Raw genomic sequence first — 15,825 nt, forward strand, 5'->3', positions numbered from 1 at the left:
CAGTCTGACGACCATAGCTGCTCGGTCCCACCCCTTCCCATCCCGAACAGGTCCGTGAAACGAGTACGCGCCCATGATAGTGAGGTTCCCCTCGCGAAAGTAGGTCATCGTCAGACTAACTCATACCAAAACCCCCGCCAGCACAATCCGCTGGCGGGGGTTTTTGATTTAGAGGGGCGGAATTTGCCCTGAAGACGCCACAGGCGCGGTGCTATGCTCCTTGCAGTGCACAGCAAAGGCGGAACGAGGCAATGAAGGTCCAGCCGGTGATACTCTGCGGAGGCTCGGGAACGCGGCTTTGGCCGCTGTCGCGCGAACAGTATCCCAAGCAATTGCTACAACTGGCCGGCGAGCGTTCGATGCTGCAGGAGACGGTCCTGCGGATTGCCGATCTCGCCCGCTTGCTGCCGGTTTCTCCTACGCCCATCGTGGTCTGCAACGAGGAGTACCGCTTCATCACGGCGGAGCAGTTGCGCGAATGCGGTTATCCGTGCGGCGACATCCTGCTGGAACCGTTTGGCCGCAATACGGCGCCGGCCCTGACCCTGGCCGCGCTCGCGGCACTGGCGTACGAGGATGATGCCCTGCTGCTGGTGATGCCGGCAGATCATCTGATCCGGGACGGCGCGGCGTTCGCGCGTGCCGTCGCGGCGGGCGCGCCGGCCGCGGAGGTGGGCGACGTGGTGACCTTCGGCATACAGCCCACCCGGGTGGAGACGGGCTACGGTTATCTGCGGATCGGCGCGGTGGACGCTTCCGGTACGTTCCCGGTCGAGGCTTTCGTCGAGAAGCCGGACCAGCAGACGGCCGCACGCTATGTCGCCGACGGCAATCATCTCTGGAACAGCGGCATCTTCCTGCTGCGTGCATCGGTGTGGCTGCATGCGATAGAGCGTTTCGCTCCGTCCATTCTGCTTGCCTGCAAGGATGCCTTCGCCGCGGCGGTGCGTGATGCCGATTTCGTGCGGGTCGAACGCACGAGTTTCGAGGGCTGCCCGGCCGATTCCGTCGACTACGCGGTCATGGAGCATCTGCCCGGGGCGGCCAATCCCGGTGTGGGGATTCGCGCCGTGCCGATGGCGGCCGGGTGGTCGGACGTCGGTGCCTGGGACGCGCTGTGGGATGTCTCGGACAAGGATGGGCAGGACAATGTCGTGCGCGGCGACGTGCTGACCGAAGGCGTGCGCTCGTCCATGGTGGTTGCCACCGATCGCCTGGTGGCCTGCGTCGGCGTCTCCGACCTGGTCGTGGTCGAAACCGCGGACGCGGTGCTTGTAGCGGGCAAGGATGCGACGCAGGGAATCAAGGATGTCGTCGCCCGGCTCAAGCGCGAAGGTCGTGTCCAGGCCGATGCCCACCGCAAGATCCATCGCCCCTGGGGTTACTACGACGCCATCGACGCCGGCGAGCGCTTCCAGGTCAAGCGCATCGTTGTGAAGCCGGGCGGGACCTTGAGCCTGCAGATGCACCACCATCGCGCCGAGCACTGGGTCGTGGTACGCGGGACGGCGCGCGTGACACGCGGCGAAGAATGCTTCCTGCTGGGCGAAAACGAGTCCACCTATATTCCGCTCGGCGTCACGCATCGCCTGGAAAATCCCGGCAAACTTCCGCTGGAGATCATCGAGGTGCAGTCGGGCAGTTATCTCGGCGAGGACGACATCGTTCGCCTGGAGGATTACTACGGCCGCGGCTAGATGAAAAAGGGGCGTTGCCGCCCCTTCGTTCACCCGGCGCCGAAGTTCACCAAAGCTGCCACCACGGGCGGTCGTCGGCAGGGCCGCCGGCGAAGTACACGCTGTCGGGGAAGTTCTTGCGCAGGATGCGTTCGGCGTCGTCGCGCAGGTCGGCCATGCCCAGCGCGTCGTAACTGCGCATCAGCAGAAACAAGGCTTCTTCCACGGCGGGCGTCTGCGGATAGTTCGAAATCGCCGCCTGCGCGCGGTTGATGGCCGCCACGTGCGCGCCGCGGCGGGAGTAATAGCGTGCGACGTGGACCTCGTGGCTGGCCAGGGCGTTGACGAGGTACTGCATGCGCAGACGGGCGTCGTCGGCGTAGCGGCTTTCCGGGAAGCGGCCGACCAGTTCCTTGAAGGTATCGAAGGATTCCTGCGCACCCTTGGGATCGCGTTCGGAGAGATCCTGGTTCGCCAGTGTGCCGAGCAGGCCGAGGTCTTCGTTGAAGGTCGCCAGCCCCTTCAGGTAGTAGGCGTAATCGACGTTCGGATGATCGGGGTGCAGGCGGATGAAGCGGTCCGCGGCGGTGATCGCCAGCGCCGGCTCGCCGGACTTGTAGTAGGCGTAGGCGATCTCGATCTGCGCCTGTTGGGCGTAGCGGCCGTAGGGGTAGCGCGCTTCGAGCTTCTCGAACAGTTGAATGGCGCGGTCATAGCCGCCCTCGATCATCGACGCCTTGGCTTCGGAATAGAGCTTCTGGGCATTCCAGTCGGACGTCTCGTCGATCTGTTCGGGCAGCAGGCCGCAGCCGCCGAGCAGCAGGGCGCCGATAACCGCTAAACTTCGCAGGGTGAACCTAGCCATCGAGAACTCTCGCGTGAGTGAACGCGGCGATTATAGCCCAGAGGACGAAGACGCCCCCTGTCATGTCCTGGCGATTCCCGCGGATTGTGCCGGGATGCGCCTGGACCAGGCGCTGGCGGCGCTCTTCCCCGAGCACTCGCGCAGCCGGCTGCAGGGCTGGCTGAAGGCGGGTCGCATCAGGCTCGACGGTAGCGTGCCGGAGGCCAAGCACCGAGTCGCGGGGGGCGAGCGGCTGGAGGTGGAAGAGATACCGCTGCCCGAGGAGCAGGGGGCTGCTGCCGAGGACATTCCGCTGGCGGTGGTGTACGAGGACGCGGACATCCTGGTCATCGACAAGCCTGCCGGCCTCGTCGTCCATCCGGGCAGCGGCAACTGGAGCGGAACCCTGCTCAACGCCCTGCTGCACCACGCCCCGCAACTGGCCGGCGTGCCGCGGGCGGGCATCGTGCACCGGCTGGACAAGGAGACCTCCGGCCTGCTCGTGGTGGCCAAGACGCTGGCCGCCCAGACCGATCTCATCCGCCAGCTCCAGGCGCGTACGGTGAGCCGGCGCTACCTCGCCCTGGTGCGCGGACAGTTGAACGGTTCGGGCCGGATCGATGCGCCCATCGGCCGCCACCCGACCCAGCGTACCCGCATGGCGGTGGTCGATGGCGGCCGGGATGCGGCCACGCAGTACATGGTGCGCGAACGCTTCGCCGACTGCACGCTGGTGGAGTGCCGGCTGGAGACCGGGCGCACGCACCAGATTCGCGTACACATGGCCCACAGGGGCTTTCCGTTGGTCGGCGATGCGACCTACGGTGCGCGCCGGCGCGGCAATCCGCTGCTCGACGCCTTTCCCCGCCAGGCCCTGCATGCGTGGCGGCTGGGCCTGCTGCATCCGGTGAGCAGGGAAGCCCTGGAGTGGGAATCGCCGCTGCCGGAGGACTTCGCGCGCCTGTTGGCTGACCTGCACCGTACGGAGGGGGCATGACGGTAAGCGACTGGATCGTGCCGGACTGGCAGGCACCGGCCCGCGTGCGCGCGCTGATGACCACGCGCCACGGCGGTGTCAGTCGCCCGCCCTACGACGAACTCAACCTCGGCGCCCACGTGGGTGACGATCCGGCCGCCGTGGCCGCCAATCGCGCCCGGGTCCGCGCCCGCGTCGGCAGCGAGCCCCTGTGGCTGGAGCAAGTACACGGCACGGACGTGGTGGATGCGGCCGAGGCCGTCGGGCAGGGTGTGCCGCGGGCGGATGCCGCGCTGGCGCGTCGTCCGGGCGTGGTGTGCGCGGTAATGACTGCGGACTGCCTGCCGGTGCTGTTCTGCGACGATGACGGCACCGTGGTGGCGGCCGCCCACGCCGGCTGGCGCGGCCTGTGCGCCGGGGTGCTGGAACGCACGGTGGAGCGCATGGCGGTTGCGCCTTCGTCCATCCAGGCCTGGCTGGGGCCGGCGATCGGTCCCACGGCCTTCGAGGTGGGCGGAGAGGTGCGCGAAGCTTTCCTTGGCCACGACACCGCGGCCGGCAGTGCCTTCGTGCGCGCCGGCGCTCCCGGGAAATGGCTCGCCGACCTCTATGGGCTGGCGCGCCAACGCCTGGCAGGCGCCGGGGTGACGCGGATCGGCGGCGGGGAATACTGCACCTGGTCCGACTCGGCCCGCTTCTTCTCCTATCGCCGTGACGGGACGACTGGGCGCATGGCGGCGCTGATCTGGCTGCAGGAGTGAGACCGCATGCGTCACGACACCGTGGCGGACGCCTATTGCCTGCCGTCCGAATCGGCTCTATCGTTGTGACTCGGGTCTTCGGCGGCACGCCTGGCCGCGGCGCGGTGACGTGCCGGGGTACCGAACAGCCACAGGTAGAGCGCCAGCGGACCGATGCCGAAGAACAGGAAAGTCAGCACGCCGCCGACCACCGTAGTGTTGGCGATGGCGACGAGCAAGGCCACGTAGAGCCAGGCAATGGCAACGATGTACATGGCGCCGATTCTACCGCCGCCCGCGCACGGGGGCCGGACGGCAGGATGCGCGGCGCACCGTAACGATGCCTCAGGAGGGGCGGATGTCAGATTCAGGTGAAAAGATCCCCGCGGCGATCGTGCAGGGCATGCTCCAGTTCGGCCAGACCATGGCGCAGGGGTTCTTCGACGTGCTCGCCAAGCAGCACGCGGCCATGCAGGACACCAGCGGTACTGCGGCGCCCAGCCTGCCGCTGCCGGAAGCCGAACAATTCACCCGCCTGCAGAAGGAGTTCGCCGAGAAGCACGCCGAACTGTGGTCGGCCATGCTTGCGCGCCAGAAGGGCGAGCCGGGGACGGCGGTGGTCCAGCCGCCGCCGGGCGACCGCCGTTTCAGCGCCCCCGACTGGTCCGAGAGTCCTGTATTCGATTACGTGCGCCAGGCCTATCTGCTCAACGCCGGCTTCCTGCAGCAGGTGGCCGAGGAGATGCCGATCGCCGATGGCCGGGCCAAGTCCCGCATCCAGTTCCTGACCCGGCAGTACGTGGACGCCCTGGCGCCGACCAATTTTGCCGCGACCAATCCGGAGTTCATCCGTACCGCCATCGAAAGCAAGGGCGAGAGCATCTCGCGCGGCATCCGGAACATGCTTTCCGACCTGGAGAAGGGCCGCATCTCCATGACCGACGATGCGGCCTTCGAGGTGGGGCGCAACCTGGCGCTCACGCCGGGCTCGGTGATCTACGAGAACGAGCTGATGCAGCTCATCCAGTACGCGCCGCTCACCGACAAGGTGGCGCAGGTGCCGCTGCTGATCGTGCCGCCGTGCATCAACAAGTTTTACATCATGGACCTGCAGCCGGAAAACTCGCTGGTGCGCTTCGTGGTCGAGCAGGGCTTCACGGTATTCCTGATCTCGTGGAAGAATCCGAAGAGGGAGGAATCCCAGGCGACCTGGGACGACTACCTTGCCAAGGGGCCGCTGGCGGCGCTGGACGTGGTGCGCGCGGTGACCCGGGTCAAGAAGCCCAACGTGCTCGGCTTCTGCGTCGGCGGCACCATCCTGGCCTCGGCGCTTGCCGTCGCCAAGGGGTGTGGCGAGGACCCGGTGACCAGCCTGACGCTGATGACGACCCTGCTGGATTTCGCCGATGCCGGCGAACTGGGCTGCCTGGTGGACGAGGCCAGCGTCACGGCGCGCGAGGCGGCGATCGGCAAGGGCGGGCTGCTCCAGGGACAGGAACTGGCCAACGTGTTCTCGGCCCTGCGCGCCAACGACCTGGTATGGCAGTACGTGGTCGGCAACTATCTCAAGGGCAACAAGCCACAGGCCTTCGACCTGCTCTACTGGAACGCGGACAGCACCAATCTGCCCGGCCCCTTCCTGACCTGGTACCTGCGCAACATGTACCTGGAGAACAACCTGCGCGTGCCGGGCAAGCTCAAGATGCAGGGGGTCAAGGTGGACCTCGGCAAGGTGGACGTGCCGGCCTACCTGATGGCCGCGCGCGAGGATCACATCGTGCCGTGGAAAAGCGCCTACCTGTCGCGCAACCTGCTCGGCGGCGAGACCACCTTCGTCCTCGGCGCGAGCGGGCACATCGCCGGCGCCATCAACCCGGCGAGCAAGAACCGGCGCAGCTACTGGAAAAGCGACGCGAGTGCGAGCGATCCGGACGAGTGGCTGGAAACCGCCGTCGAAGCTCCGGGCAGTTGGTGGCTGCACTGGGTGGAATGGCTCAGGGGGAATGGCGGCAAGCAGGTCGCCGCGCGCGGGCGCGCGGGCAATGCCAGGTACAAACCCATCGAGCCCGCCCCGGGGCGCTATGTGAAGGAGAGGGCCTGACGGCGGGCCGCCGCAAGAAAAGCACGAAGACAGGCGAGCGGCAGCGGGTAACGGGAGGGGCGCTGCCGCGGAAGATCGACTTCCCCCCGGAGAGCCCAGTTTGGGAGAGGAGAAAACCATGTCAAGAATTGCACTCGTAACCGGCGGCATGGGCGGTTTGGGAGAAGCGATCTGCATCAAGCTGGCGGCACTCGGCTACCGTGTGGTGACCACCCACTCGCCCGGCAACACGAAGGCTGCCGAGTGGCTGCAGACCATGAACAACATGGGCTACGGCTTCAAGGGTTACCCCTGCGACGTGTCGGATTTCGATTCCGCGAAGGCCTGCGTGGAGCAGGTGACCAGGGAGGTCGGGCCGGTGGACGTGCTGGTGAACAACGCCGGCATCACCCGCGACATGACCTTCAGGAAGATGACCAAGGCGGATTGGGATGCGGTGATCAGCACCAACCTCGACAGCGTGTTCAACCTGACCAAGCAGGTCATGGACGGCATGGTCGAGCGCAGGTGGGGGCGTGTGATCAACGTATCCTCGGTCAACGGCCAGAAGGGCGCTTTCGGGCAGACCAACTACTCGGCGGCGAAGGCCGGCATGCACGGCTTCACCAAGGCCCTGGCGCTGGAGGTGGCACGCAGCGGCGTCACGGTGAACACGATTTCGCCGGGCTACATCGGTACCAAGATGGTGATGGCGATCCCGCAGGAAATCCTGGATTCCAAGATCCTGCCCCAGATTCCCATCGGCCGGCTCGGCAAGCCGGAAGAGATCGCCGGCCTGGTGGCCTACCTGGCCTCCGAGGAAGCGGCTTTCGTGACCGGCGCCAACATCTCCATCAACGGCGGCCAGCACATGTTCTGACCGCTCCCCGCGGCGACGAGGAAGGCGGCGCACCCCGTTCCGGGGGCGCCGCCTTCGTTTTTTTGCGATGCAACATTCGCTCACGAAACTGTTTATAATCGTGCGCGTGGTGGCTTGCGCAGCGCCGCATCACGTTACGGAAGGGACCGCCCGCGAGCCTTGCTCCGCCGTCCCTGCTTCAATCGAACTGCAGCAAAAGGACTCGAACAATGACTCAGAAAGTCGCGCTCGTCACCGGCGCCATGGGCGGCCTCGGCACCGCCATCAGCCAGGCTCTGGCCAAGGACGGCTTCAAGGTGTTGGCCAACTGTCTGCCGGGTTTCCCGCAGAAGGATGAGTGGCTGGCCCAGCAAAAGGCCGCCGGTTTCGATTTCGTCGCCGCCGAGGGCGACGTGTCCGACTACGAATCCTGCAAGGCGATGGTCGAGAAGATCGAAGCCGAAGTCGGCCCCATCGACGTGCTGGTCAACAATGCCGGCATCACCCGCGACAAGTTCTTCCCGAAGATGGAAAAGGCGCAGTGGGATGCGGTGATCAACACCAACCTGAACAGCCTGTTCAACGTCACCCACCACATTTCGCCGAAGATGGCCGAGCGCGGCTGGGGCCGCATCATCAACATCTCCTCGGTCAACGGCGTCAAGGGCCAGGCCGGGCAGACCAATTACTCCACCGCCAAGGCCGGCGTGCTGGGCTTCACCAAGGCACTGGCGGCCGAACTGGCGACCAAGGGCGTCACCGTCAATGCCGTCGCCCCCGGCTACATCGGCACCGACATGGTCATGGCGATCCGCGACGACATCCGCCAGGCCATCATCGACACCGTGCCGATGAAGCGTCTGGGCAAGCCGGAAGAGATCGGTGCGCTGTGCGCCTACCTGGCCTCCGACCTGGCCGGCTACGTCACCGGTGCCACGATCAACATCAACGGCGGCCTGCACATGTGCTGATGCCGCATCGGCGCCATGCGCGCCCCGATGCACGACCCCGTCCGATGGCGGGGTTTTTTATTGCGCAGCGCGGTATAATTCCGCACCATGAGAGTGCGGGAAAACCGCCGCCGAGGAGATGACCGAAAATGGCCGAGCAAGTGCGTCTGATCAAGAAATATCCCAATCGCCGTTTGTATGACACCCGCACCAGTTCCTACATCACGCTTGCCGACGTGAAGGAACTGGTGCTGGGCAGCGAGGACTTCCAGGTGGTGGACGCCAAGACCGGCGAAGATCTCACCCGCAGCATCCTGCTGCAGATCATCCTGGAAGAAGAGGCCGGCGGCGCGCCGATGTTCACCAGCGACCTGCTCGCGCACATGATCCGTTTCTATGGCAACGCCATGCAGGGCATGCTGGGCAAGTACCTGGAAAACAACATCAAGGCCTTCACCGACATGCAGGCCAAACTGCAGGAACAGGCACGCGCGCTTTACGGCGAGAACAGCCCCATCAACCAGGACCTGTGGGCCCAGTTCCTCAATTTCCAGGGGCCGGCCATGCAGAGCATGATGGGTGCCTACGTCGAGCAGAGCAAGAAAATGTTCCAGCAGATGCAGGAACAGATCGAAAGCCAGACGCGCAACATCTTTACCGGTTTCCAGTTTCCCACCTATAACAAGACCGGGCAGGACGAGAAATCCGCAGAGACTTCCTCCACCGGCAAGGGGCAAGGCAAGTCCTGAGACGGCCGGCCCGGCGGTGCCGCGCGCATTCGCGGTCCCCTGGAGTTTCCCCAACAGCATGAACCAGAGAGTTTCCCAGGGTATGCCGCGAGTGGGCTTCGTGTCCCTCGGCTGTCCCAAGGCCACAACCGATTCCGAGCACATCCTGACCCGTCTGCGTGCCGAGGGTTACGAGATATCGGGCAGCTACGACGAGGCCGATCTGGTGGTGGTCAACACCTGTGGTTTCATCGATGCGGCGGTCGAGGAGTCGCTGGACGCGATCGGCGAAGCGCTGGCCGAGAACGGCAGGGTCATCGTCACTGGCTGTCTGGGCGCCAGGGACGACGTGGTGCTCGCCGCCCATCCACAGGTGCTGGCGGTCACCGGCCCCCACGCCACCGAGGACGTGATGCACGCGGTGCACAAGCACCTGCCCAAGCCGCACGACCCCTTCGTGGACCTGGTGCCGCCCCAGGGTGTGCGCCTCACCCCGCCGCACTACGCCTACCTGAAGATTTCCGAAGGCTGCAACCACCGCTGCACCTTCTGCATCATCCCGTCCATGCGCGGCGACCTGGTCAGCCGGCCCATCCACGAGGTCATGCGCGAGGCCGAGTCGCTGGTGGAGGCCGGCGTCAGGGAGATCCTGGTGATCTCCCAGGACACCAGCGCCTATGGGGTGGATGTGAAGTACCGTACCGGCTTCTGGGGCGGCAGGCCGGTCAAGACCCAACTGCTCGATCTGGCCAAGGCGCTGGGCGAACTGGGCATCTGGATCCGCATGCACTACGTCTATCCCTATCCCAGCGTGGACGACCTGATTCCGCTGATGGCCGAGGGCAGAATCCTGCCTTACCTGGACGTGCCCTTCCAGCACGCCAGCCCGCGCATCCTGAAGGCCATGCGGCGCCCGGCCAATGCCGAGAACGTGCTCGAGCGCGTGCGCAAGTGGCGCAGCATCTGTCCGGATCTCACCATCCGCTCGACCTTCATCACGGGTTTCCCCGGCGAGACTGAAGAGGATTTCGATCAGTTGCTGGAGTTCCTCGACGAGGCCCGCCTCGACCGTGTGGGCGCCTTCGCCTACTCGCCGGTGGAGGGGGCTGCCGCCAACGAGCTGCCCGACCCGATACCGGAGGACGTGCGCGAGGAACGTCGCATGCGGCTGATGTCCTTCCAGGAGGACATCTCCACGCAGCGCCTGGAAGCCCGCATCGGCCGCGAAATGACCGTGCTGGTGGACGACGTGGATGAGGACGGCGCGCTGGCCCGCTCGCCGGGTGACGCGCCGGAGATCGACGGACTGGTCATCATCCCGGATGCAGACGATCTCGCCCCGGGCGACTTCGTGCAGGTGCGCATCACCGACTGCGACGTGCACGATCTCTACGCCGAACGGATCGATTGAGACCAAGCTCATGATCGATCTCGCCCCCACCCGAGGCAGTTCCGGCGGCCCCCTCGTCGGGGTGGCGCTGGGCGGAGGCGGGGCGCGTGGGTGGGCGCATCTGGGCGTGCTGCGCGCGCTCGAGGAGGAGGGCATCCGCCCCGATCTGGTGTGCGGCTGCTCCATCGGCGCGCTCGTCGGCGCGGCGTTCGCGTCGGGAAAGCTCGCCGAACTCACCCAATGGACCGAATCGCTCGACTGGCAGGGCGTGGTGTCCATGCTCGACATCGGCCTCAAGGGCGGGCTGATCCGCGGCGATAAGGTCATGCAGTACTGCACCCGCCATTTCCTCGCCGACGACTTCCAGCGTCTGTCCATTCCCTTCGCCTGCGTTGCCACCGAGCTCGAATCCGGGCGCGAGGTATGGCTGCGCCAGGGCAGCGTGGCCGACGCGGTGCGCGCCTCGATCGCGCTGCCCGGCCTGATCTCGCCCACCGTGCACGACGGGCGGGTGCTGGTGGACGGCGGCCTGGTCAACCCGGTGCCGGTTTCCCTGTGCCGCGCCATGGGGGCGGACGTGGTGATCGCAGTGGATCTCGGCTCCGACCTGGTCGGTCGCGCCCGCCGTCGCCAGCCAAAGCACGAACTGCCTGCCGACACATGGAGCCAGCGCCTGCTGGCCATGGTCGGACTGGGCAACGGCAACGATGCGGCGACCGAGCCGGACCTGCCTTCGCTCGCCACCATCCTGACCACCAGCATCAACATCATGCAGATGCGCATCGCGCGCAGCCGCCTGGCCGGGGAGCCGGCCGACGTGCTGATCACGCCGCGCGTCGCGCAACTGGGCATCATGGATTTCGACCACGCCACGGAAGCCATTGCCGAGGGCAGGGCCGCGGCCGAGCGCGCCCGCCCGACCCTGCGCCACGCGTTGGCGCTGGACTGAACGATGGACGGCGCGGTGAAACTGCTGGAGGCACTGGCTGCGACGGTGGGCGCGGAGCGCGTGCTCACCGACGCGGCCGATACCGAGCCGTATTTCACCGACTGGCGCCGACGCTATCGGGGCCGTGCACTGGCCGTGGTGCAGCCGGGCAACGTGGATGAGCTCGCACGGGTCGTGCGCGCCTGTGCCGAGGCCGGCGTGGCCATCGTTCCGCAGGGCGGCAATACCGGCCTGTGCGGCGGGGCGACGCCGCCGGCCGACGGGCGTTCCGTCCTGCTCAGCCTGTCGCGCATGAACCGCATCCGGGCGGTGGATGCCGACAACAACACGCTGATCGCCGAAGCCGGGTGCACGCTCGCGGCGGTCCAGCAGGCTGCGGAGGAGGCCGGGCGGCTGTTCCCGCTGTCGCTGGGTTCGCAGGGCAGTTGCGAAATCGGTGGCAACCTCTCCACCAATGCCGGCGGCGTGCACGTGCTGCGCTACGGCAACATGCGCGAGCTGACCCTGGGGCTGGAGGTGGTGCTGCCCGATGGCCGCGTGTGGGACGGCCTGCGCGGTCTGCGCAAGGACAACACCGGCTACGACCTCAAGCAGCTCTTCATCGGCGCCGAAGGGACGCTGGGCGTCATCAGCGCGGCGGTGCTGAAGCTTTTCCCGTGTCCGCGCGCGCAGGCGGTAGCCTGGCTCGCTGTCACCGGCCCCGCTGCGGCCGTCGCGCTGCTCGGTTTCCTGCGCGACCACGTGGGTGAGCGGCTGACTGCCTTCGAACTGATCGGGCGCAACGCGCTGGAACTCGTCCTGCGGCACATCCCGGGCGCCCGTTCGCCGCTGCCCGCGGTGCCGGAGTGGTCGTTGCTGGTGGAACTGAGCGATCCGCACCCCGATGCGGTGCTCGACGAACTGCTCGGCGGCGTGCTGGAAGAGGCGCTCGGCCACGGTTGGGTGCAGGATGCGGCGCTGGCCGCCAGCCTCGCCCAGCGTGCCGAGCTGTGGGCGCTGCGCGAGAACGTCTCGGAAGCGCAGAAGATCGAGGGCTTCGCCATCAAGCACGACGTGGCGGTGCCGGTGAGCCGCATCCCCGACTTCCTCGCCGCAGCCGAAGCCGCGCTGCGAGCCGTGTGGCCCGTCGTGCGCATCGTCGCCTTCGGCCACCTGGGCGACGGCAACCTGCACTACAACCTGTCCTTGCCGCGGGCCGAGGACAACGTCGCCTTCATCACTCGCACCGCCGACGTCAACCGCATCGTGCACGACATCGTCGACGGGCTGGACGGCACCATTTCGGCGGAGCACGGCATCGGTCAGCTCAAGCGTGCGGAACTCGTACACTACAAGTCACAAGTGGAGCTCGACCTGATGCGCGCGGTCAAGACCGCACTCGATCCCCAGGGGTTGATGAACCCCGGCAAGGTGCTTTGAAGCGGGTCGTCTCCGCTGTTTCCCGAATGGGCGAAAAAAGTGTGGGCGAGCGCTTTACAGGTCAGGGGGGTGTTCATATAATGCGCGCTCTTTCGCGGTCGGGGGTATAGCTCAGCTGGGAGAGCGCTTGCATGGCATGCAAGAGGTCAGCGGTTCGATCCCGCTTACCTCCACCAACCCGAATAGGTCCCCATCGTCTAGAGGCCTAGGACACCGCCCTTTCACGGCGATAACCGGGGTTCGAATCCCCGTGGGGACGCCAGTCACGGCGAACCTGCGATGAGCAGGTGAGCGAGCCGGCAGTGATGCCGGAGCAGGTCAGCGCGGAGTGGTAGTTCAGTCGGTTAGAATACCGGCCTGTCACGCCGGGGGTCGCGGGTTCGAGTCCCGTCCACTCCGCCACGTATTACCCGCGAAGTCGGCATGATTCGTGGTTCCGGGAGAAGATGCCAGCCCGGAGAAGCTTGCGGTGGCCTTTACCGGCCGCTATAATCTTCGACTCTGTTGGGGGTATAGCTCAGCTGGGAGAGCGCTTGCATGGCATGCAAGAGGTCAGCGGTTCGATCCCGCTTACCTCCACCAACGAATAGGTCCCCATCGTCTAGAGGCCTAGGACACCGCCCTTTCACGGCGATAACCGGGGTTCGAATCCCCGTGGGGACGCCAGTCACGGCGAACCTGCGATGAGCAGGTGAGCGAGCCGGCAGCAATGCCGGAGCAGGTCAGCGCGGAGTGGTAGTTCAGTCGGTTAGAATACCGGCCTGTCACGCCGGGGGTCGCGGGTTCGAGTCCCGTCCACTCCGCCACCAAAAAACGGGAGCCACATGGCTCCCGTTTTTCTTTCAGTGGCCGCCCTGCGCCTTGCGCAGCAGGCTGCGCCGCACCAGTTGGATGTGCTCGCGCAAGGTGTACAGCTCGTTGGCGAATGCCAGCGGCACCTTGCGCCGGTTGGCCTGCTCCTCGATGCGGTCCAGGTGGGCGAAATAGTCTTCCGTCCGCTGCGGTTCGAAGTGGCGGGCGATGTCGCTTTCCAGGAACTTCAACTCCCCGTACCAGCGATAGATGCGCGAACGCATCCGCCAGGCGTAGAGCGCCGGTGTGATGCGCATCAGCGGGATCAGCAGCGCCACTACCGGCAGCAGCGAGACCAGCAGCCGGTCCACGAGGACCGCGAGCCAGAAAGGCAGGTAGCGCTGCAGCAACGGCGGGCCGGATTCGTGGAAGCGCCGCGCGGTGGGGCTGAGCGGCAGTTCGCGGCCACCCGCCTGCGGGTATTCGCCGACATGCTGGAACAGGCCGGGCCGGCCGTGGATGTCGCGGGCGGCGAGGAGCAGCAGGCTGACGATGGCCGGATGCAGGTCTTGGCGGGCAACCAGGCCGGCGGTCGCCCCCAGCAGGCGGACATCGTGCGCCGGCCTGACGTGGGCCAGATCGAGGGCGCCGGCCGGCAGCGTCAGCGGCGTCAGATGCGGGAGGCGGCGGGCGAAGGCCGGTGCCTGGGCGAGGTCCACCAGGCCGATCTCGGGGCGCTCCAGCAGGCGCTGGACCACCGGCGCCTCGGGTGCGGCGACGATGAAGGCGGCGTCGATGTCGCCGGCCAGCAGCGCTTCGGCTGCGGCGTTGTCGTCCAGCGCGAGCAGCCCCTTCGCGTCCACCGCGAAGCCGCTGGCGGCGAGCAGTTGCAGCGCAAACAACTGAGTGCCGCTTCCCGGACTGCCGACCGCCAACCTGCGGCCGGCGAGTTCGGTGAGGCGGGTCGGGGTCTGGCCGAGGCGGTGGAAGATCCATACGGGCTCCACGTACATGCTGCCGAGGGACATCAGGTCTTCCGATTCCGGCTCCACGGCGATGCCGCTCTGGACGAAACCGAGATCGATGGCCGGGTCGGTCTTGAGCAGGCGCAGGTTCTCGACCGAACCCGAAGTCGGGCGGATCACCAGTTCGATGCCTTCGCGCGCCAGCGCGGCGCGGTAGCGCTCCGCGAACATCGCATAGGCACCGCCTTCGGTACCAGCGGCGATGGTGACCGTCCTGGGCGGTGCCGGGCGGACGAAATGGAACAGCAGCCAGAAGGCCGCGAACAGGCCGGCGAAGATGCCGAGCAGGGTGAGAACGAGCATGGGCCGGGACTGGTGCCGCAGCCAGGTGATCAGGGTCATGCCGTCAGCCTAGCCCGGCGCAGGCCCCGTTGTCCATCGACGCCGGCGGTGGCCGCAGGGCTGGCGCGACATGGGCGAATAGGCTAAATTCGAATCCATACGCTGCGGTATGGATTCCGTCGTCTGTGGATCCACTGCGGCATGTTCATCGATCAAAGGAGAGATTCAAGATGACGATCAGGAAGATCGGCGTGGTCGGCGCCGGCACCATGGGCAACGGCATTGCGCAGGCGTTCGCGGTCTCCGGTTTCGAGGTGGTGATGACCGACGTGGCCGAAGCGGCACTGCAGCGCGGCCTGGCCACCATCGGCGGCAGTCTGGACCGCCTGATCAAGAAAGACAAGATGACCGAAGCCGAGAAGGCTGCGGCGCTCGCCCGCATCGGCACCTCCACCGACGTGAAGGCTGTGGCCGACGCCGACCTGGTGATCGAGGCCGCCACGGAAAATCTCGAACTCAAGCTCAAGATTTTCGCCCAGCTCGACGCCGCGGCGAAACCCGAAGCCATCATCGCCACCAACACCTCGTCGATCTCGGTCACCAAGCTGGCGGCGGCCACCGGCCGTCCCGACCGCGTGATCGGCATGCACTTCTTCAACCCGGTGCCGCTGATGGCGCTGGTCGAACTGATCCGCGGCCTGCAGACCTCGGATGCGACCTATGGGGCGGTGGAGGCGGTGTCGAAGGCGGTGGGCAAGACGCCGGTGCAGATCAAGAACAGCCCGGGCTTCGTCGTCAATCGCATGCTGTGCCCGATGATCAACGAGGCGATCTTCGCCCTCGGCGAGGGGCTGGCCAGTGCCGCCGAGATCGACGAGGCCATGAAGCTGGGCTGCAACCACCCCATCGGCCCCCTGGCCCTGTGCGACATGATCGGCCTGGACGTGGAACTGGCAGTGATGCAGGTGCTGTTCGAAGGTTTCAAGGATCCCAAGTACCGCCCGGCACCGCTGCTGGTGGAGATGGTGGAGGCCGGCTACCTGGGCCGCAAGACCGGCAAGGGGTTCTTCGACTACTCGAAATGAAGGCCGCGCAGCAGCAGGCCTGAAAACGGA

The 15,825-nt window shown here is 66.4% G+C and carries 14 protein-coding genes, 6 tRNA genes and 1 rRNA gene; 18 read left to right on the forward strand and 3 right to left on the reverse strand.

Annotated features, from left to right (window positions below; translation table 11 throughout):
* Positions 1-3: 3 nt before the first annotated feature.
* Positions 4-116, forward strand: a 5S ribosomal RNA gene (gene rrf, locus E6O51_RS05600).
* Between the two features lie 135 nt (positions 117-251).
* A complete protein-coding gene (locus tag E6O51_RS05605; protein WP_136384006.1) occupies positions 252-1,697 on the forward strand; it encodes a mannose-1-phosphate guanylyltransferase/mannose-6-phosphate isomerase in 1,446 nt (481 codons plus the stop codon).
* A gap of 46 nt (positions 1,698-1,743) precedes the next feature.
* Here the strand turns inward: E6O51_RS05605 and E6O51_RS05610 are convergent, their stop codons facing one another.
* A complete protein-coding gene (locus E6O51_RS05610; protein ID WP_136384007.1) occupies positions 1,744-2,541 on the reverse strand; it encodes an outer membrane protein assembly factor BamD in 798 nt (265 codons plus the stop codon).
* 13 nt (positions 2,542-2,554) lie between these two features.
* Between E6O51_RS05610 and rluD the strand changes: the two genes are divergently transcribed.
* The gene (gene rluD / locus E6O51_RS05615) at positions 2,555-3,517 is read left to right on the forward strand and encodes a 23S rRNA pseudouridine(1911/1915/1917) synthase RluD (RefSeq protein ID WP_269140097.1); all 963 of its coding nucleotides are present in this window, start codon (positions 2,555-2,557) and stop codon (positions 3,515-3,517) included.
* Positions 3,514-4,257: a peptidoglycan editing factor PgeF gene (gene pgeF / locus E6O51_RS05620; protein WP_136384009.1), complete on the forward strand. Its 744-nt coding sequence runs from the start codon at positions 3,514-3,516 to the stop codon at positions 4,255-4,257. Before rluD ends, pgeF begins: the two co-directional genes overlap by 4 nt.
* Positions 4,258-4,289: 32 nt before the next feature.
* Here the strand turns inward: pgeF and E6O51_RS05625 are convergent, their stop codons facing one another.
* Complete coding sequence (locus E6O51_RS05625; RefSeq protein ID WP_136384010.1) at positions 4,290-4,511, reverse strand: hypothetical protein; 222 nt, start codon at positions 4,509-4,511, stop codon at positions 4,290-4,292.
* An 83-nt stretch (positions 4,512-4,594) separates the two neighbouring features.
* Between E6O51_RS05625 and phaC the strand changes: the two genes are divergently transcribed.
* From phaC to E6O51_RS05690, 13 genes are all read left to right on the forward strand, one after another.
* On the forward strand, positions 4,595-6,337 hold the full coding sequence (gene phaC / locus E6O51_RS05630) for a class I poly(R)-hydroxyalkanoic acid synthase (protein WP_136384011.1): 1,743 nt from the start codon (positions 4,595-4,597) through the stop codon (positions 6,335-6,337).
* A 118-nt stretch (positions 6,338-6,455) separates the two neighbouring features.
* Positions 6,456-7,196 (forward strand): acetoacetyl-CoA reductase, encoded by a 741-nt coding sequence (gene phbB / locus E6O51_RS05635; RefSeq protein ID WP_136384012.1) that lies wholly within the window; start codon positions 6,456-6,458, stop codon positions 7,194-7,196.
* 209 nt (positions 7,197-7,405) lie between these two features.
* Entirely contained in the window at positions 7,406-8,146 is a 741-nt protein-coding gene (phbB, locus tag E6O51_RS05640; protein WP_136384013.1) for a beta-ketoacyl-ACP reductase, read from the forward strand.
* Between the two features lie 128 nt (positions 8,147-8,274).
* Positions 8,275-8,874, forward strand: a complete 600-nt coding sequence (gene phaR / locus E6O51_RS05645; protein WP_136384014.1) for a polyhydroxyalkanoate synthesis repressor PhaR — start codon at positions 8,275-8,277, stop codon at positions 8,872-8,874.
* Positions 8,875-8,932: 58 nt separating this feature from the next.
* Entirely contained in the window at positions 8,933-10,264 is a 1,332-nt protein-coding gene (gene rimO / locus E6O51_RS05650) for a 30S ribosomal protein S12 methylthiotransferase RimO (RefSeq protein WP_136384015.1), read from the forward strand.
* 10 nt (positions 10,265-10,274) lie between these two features.
* On the forward strand, positions 10,275-11,192 hold the full coding sequence (gene rssA / locus E6O51_RS05655; RefSeq protein ID WP_136384016.1) for a patatin-like phospholipase RssA: 918 nt from the start codon (positions 10,275-10,277) through the stop codon (positions 11,190-11,192).
* Positions 11,193-11,195: 3 nt separating this feature from the next.
* Positions 11,196-12,611 (forward strand): FAD-binding oxidoreductase, encoded by a 1,416-nt coding sequence (locus E6O51_RS05660; RefSeq protein ID WP_136384017.1) that lies wholly within the window; start codon positions 11,196-11,198, stop codon positions 12,609-12,611.
* Between the two features lie 100 nt (positions 12,612-12,711).
* Positions 12,712-12,787: transfer RNA gene (locus E6O51_RS05665), tRNA-Ala, on the forward strand.
* 10 nt (positions 12,788-12,797) lie between these two features.
* Positions 12,798-12,873 (forward strand) — tRNA-Glu (locus E6O51_RS05670).
* A 63-nt stretch (positions 12,874-12,936) separates the two neighbouring features.
* Positions 12,937-13,013, forward strand: a tRNA-Asp gene (locus E6O51_RS05675).
* A 104-nt stretch (positions 13,014-13,117) separates the two neighbouring features.
* Positions 13,118-13,193: transfer RNA gene (locus tag E6O51_RS05680), tRNA-Ala, on the forward strand.
* Between the two features lie 8 nt (positions 13,194-13,201).
* A tRNA-Glu gene (locus tag E6O51_RS05685) sits at positions 13,202-13,277 on the forward strand.
* Positions 13,278-13,340: 63 nt separating this feature from the next.
* A tRNA-Asp gene (locus E6O51_RS05690) sits at positions 13,341-13,417 on the forward strand.
* Positions 13,418-13,453: 36 nt separating this feature from the next.
* On the opposite strand, the gene E6O51_RS05695 is transcribed toward E6O51_RS05690, so the two are convergent.
* Complete coding sequence (locus E6O51_RS05695) at positions 13,454-14,770, reverse strand: TAXI family TRAP transporter solute-binding subunit (protein ID WP_136384018.1); 1,317 nt, start codon at positions 14,768-14,770, stop codon at positions 13,454-13,456.
* A 170-nt stretch (positions 14,771-14,940) separates the two neighbouring features.
* On the opposite strand from E6O51_RS05695, the gene E6O51_RS05700 reads away from it, so the two are divergent.
* On the forward strand, positions 14,941-15,795 hold the full coding sequence (locus tag E6O51_RS05700) for a 3-hydroxybutyryl-CoA dehydrogenase (RefSeq protein ID WP_136384019.1): 855 nt from the start codon (positions 14,941-14,943) through the stop codon (positions 15,793-15,795).
* Positions 15,796-15,825: the final 30 nt, after the last annotated feature.

The sequence above is a fragment of the Pseudothauera rhizosphaerae genome (genome assembly GCF_004801305.1).
Classification (GTDB): domain Bacteria; phylum Pseudomonadota; class Gammaproteobacteria; order Burkholderiales; family Rhodocyclaceae; genus Pseudothauera; species Pseudothauera rhizosphaerae.

Bases quoted from the DNA above. Each gene is read 5' to 3' on its own strand.
- E6O51_RS05605 (WP_136384006.1), top strand. From the start codon at position 252: ATGAAGGTCCAGCCGGTGATACTCTGCGGAGGCTCGGGAACGCGGCTT.
- E6O51_RS05610 (WP_136384007.1), bottom strand. From the start codon at position 2,541: ATGGCTAGGTTCACCCTGCGAAGTTTAGCGGTTATCGGCGCCCTGCTG.
- pgeF (WP_136384009.1), top strand. From the start codon at position 3,514: ATGACGGTAAGCGACTGGATCGTGCCGGACTGGCAGGCACCGGCCCGC.
- E6O51_RS05625 (WP_136384010.1), bottom strand. From the start codon at position 4,511: ATGTACATCGTTGCCATTGCCTGGCTCTACGTGGCCTTGCTCGTCGCC.
- phaC (WP_136384011.1), top strand. From the start codon at position 4,595: ATGTCAGATTCAGGTGAAAAGATCCCCGCGGCGATCGTGCAGGGCATG.
- phbB (WP_136384012.1), top strand. From the start codon at position 6,456: ATGTCAAGAATTGCACTCGTAACCGGCGGCATGGGCGGTTTGGGAGAA.
- phbB (WP_136384013.1), top strand. From the start codon at position 7,406: ATGACTCAGAAAGTCGCGCTCGTCACCGGCGCCATGGGCGGCCTCGGC.
- phaR (WP_136384014.1), top strand. From the start codon at position 8,275: ATGGCCGAGCAAGTGCGTCTGATCAAGAAATATCCCAATCGCCGTTTG.
- rimO (WP_136384015.1), top strand. From the start codon at position 8,933: ATGAACCAGAGAGTTTCCCAGGGTATGCCGCGAGTGGGCTTCGTGTCC.
- rssA (WP_136384016.1), top strand. From the start codon at position 10,275: ATGATCGATCTCGCCCCCACCCGAGGCAGTTCCGGCGGCCCCCTCGTC.
- E6O51_RS05660 (WP_136384017.1), top strand. From the start codon at position 11,196: ATGGACGGCGCGGTGAAACTGCTGGAGGCACTGGCTGCGACGGTGGGC.
- E6O51_RS05695 (WP_136384018.1), bottom strand. From the start codon at position 14,770: ATGACCCTGATCACCTGGCTGCGGCACCAGTCCCGGCCCATGCTCGTT.
- E6O51_RS05700 (WP_136384019.1), top strand. From the start codon at position 14,941: ATGACGATCAGGAAGATCGGCGTGGTCGGCGCCGGCACCATGGGCAAC.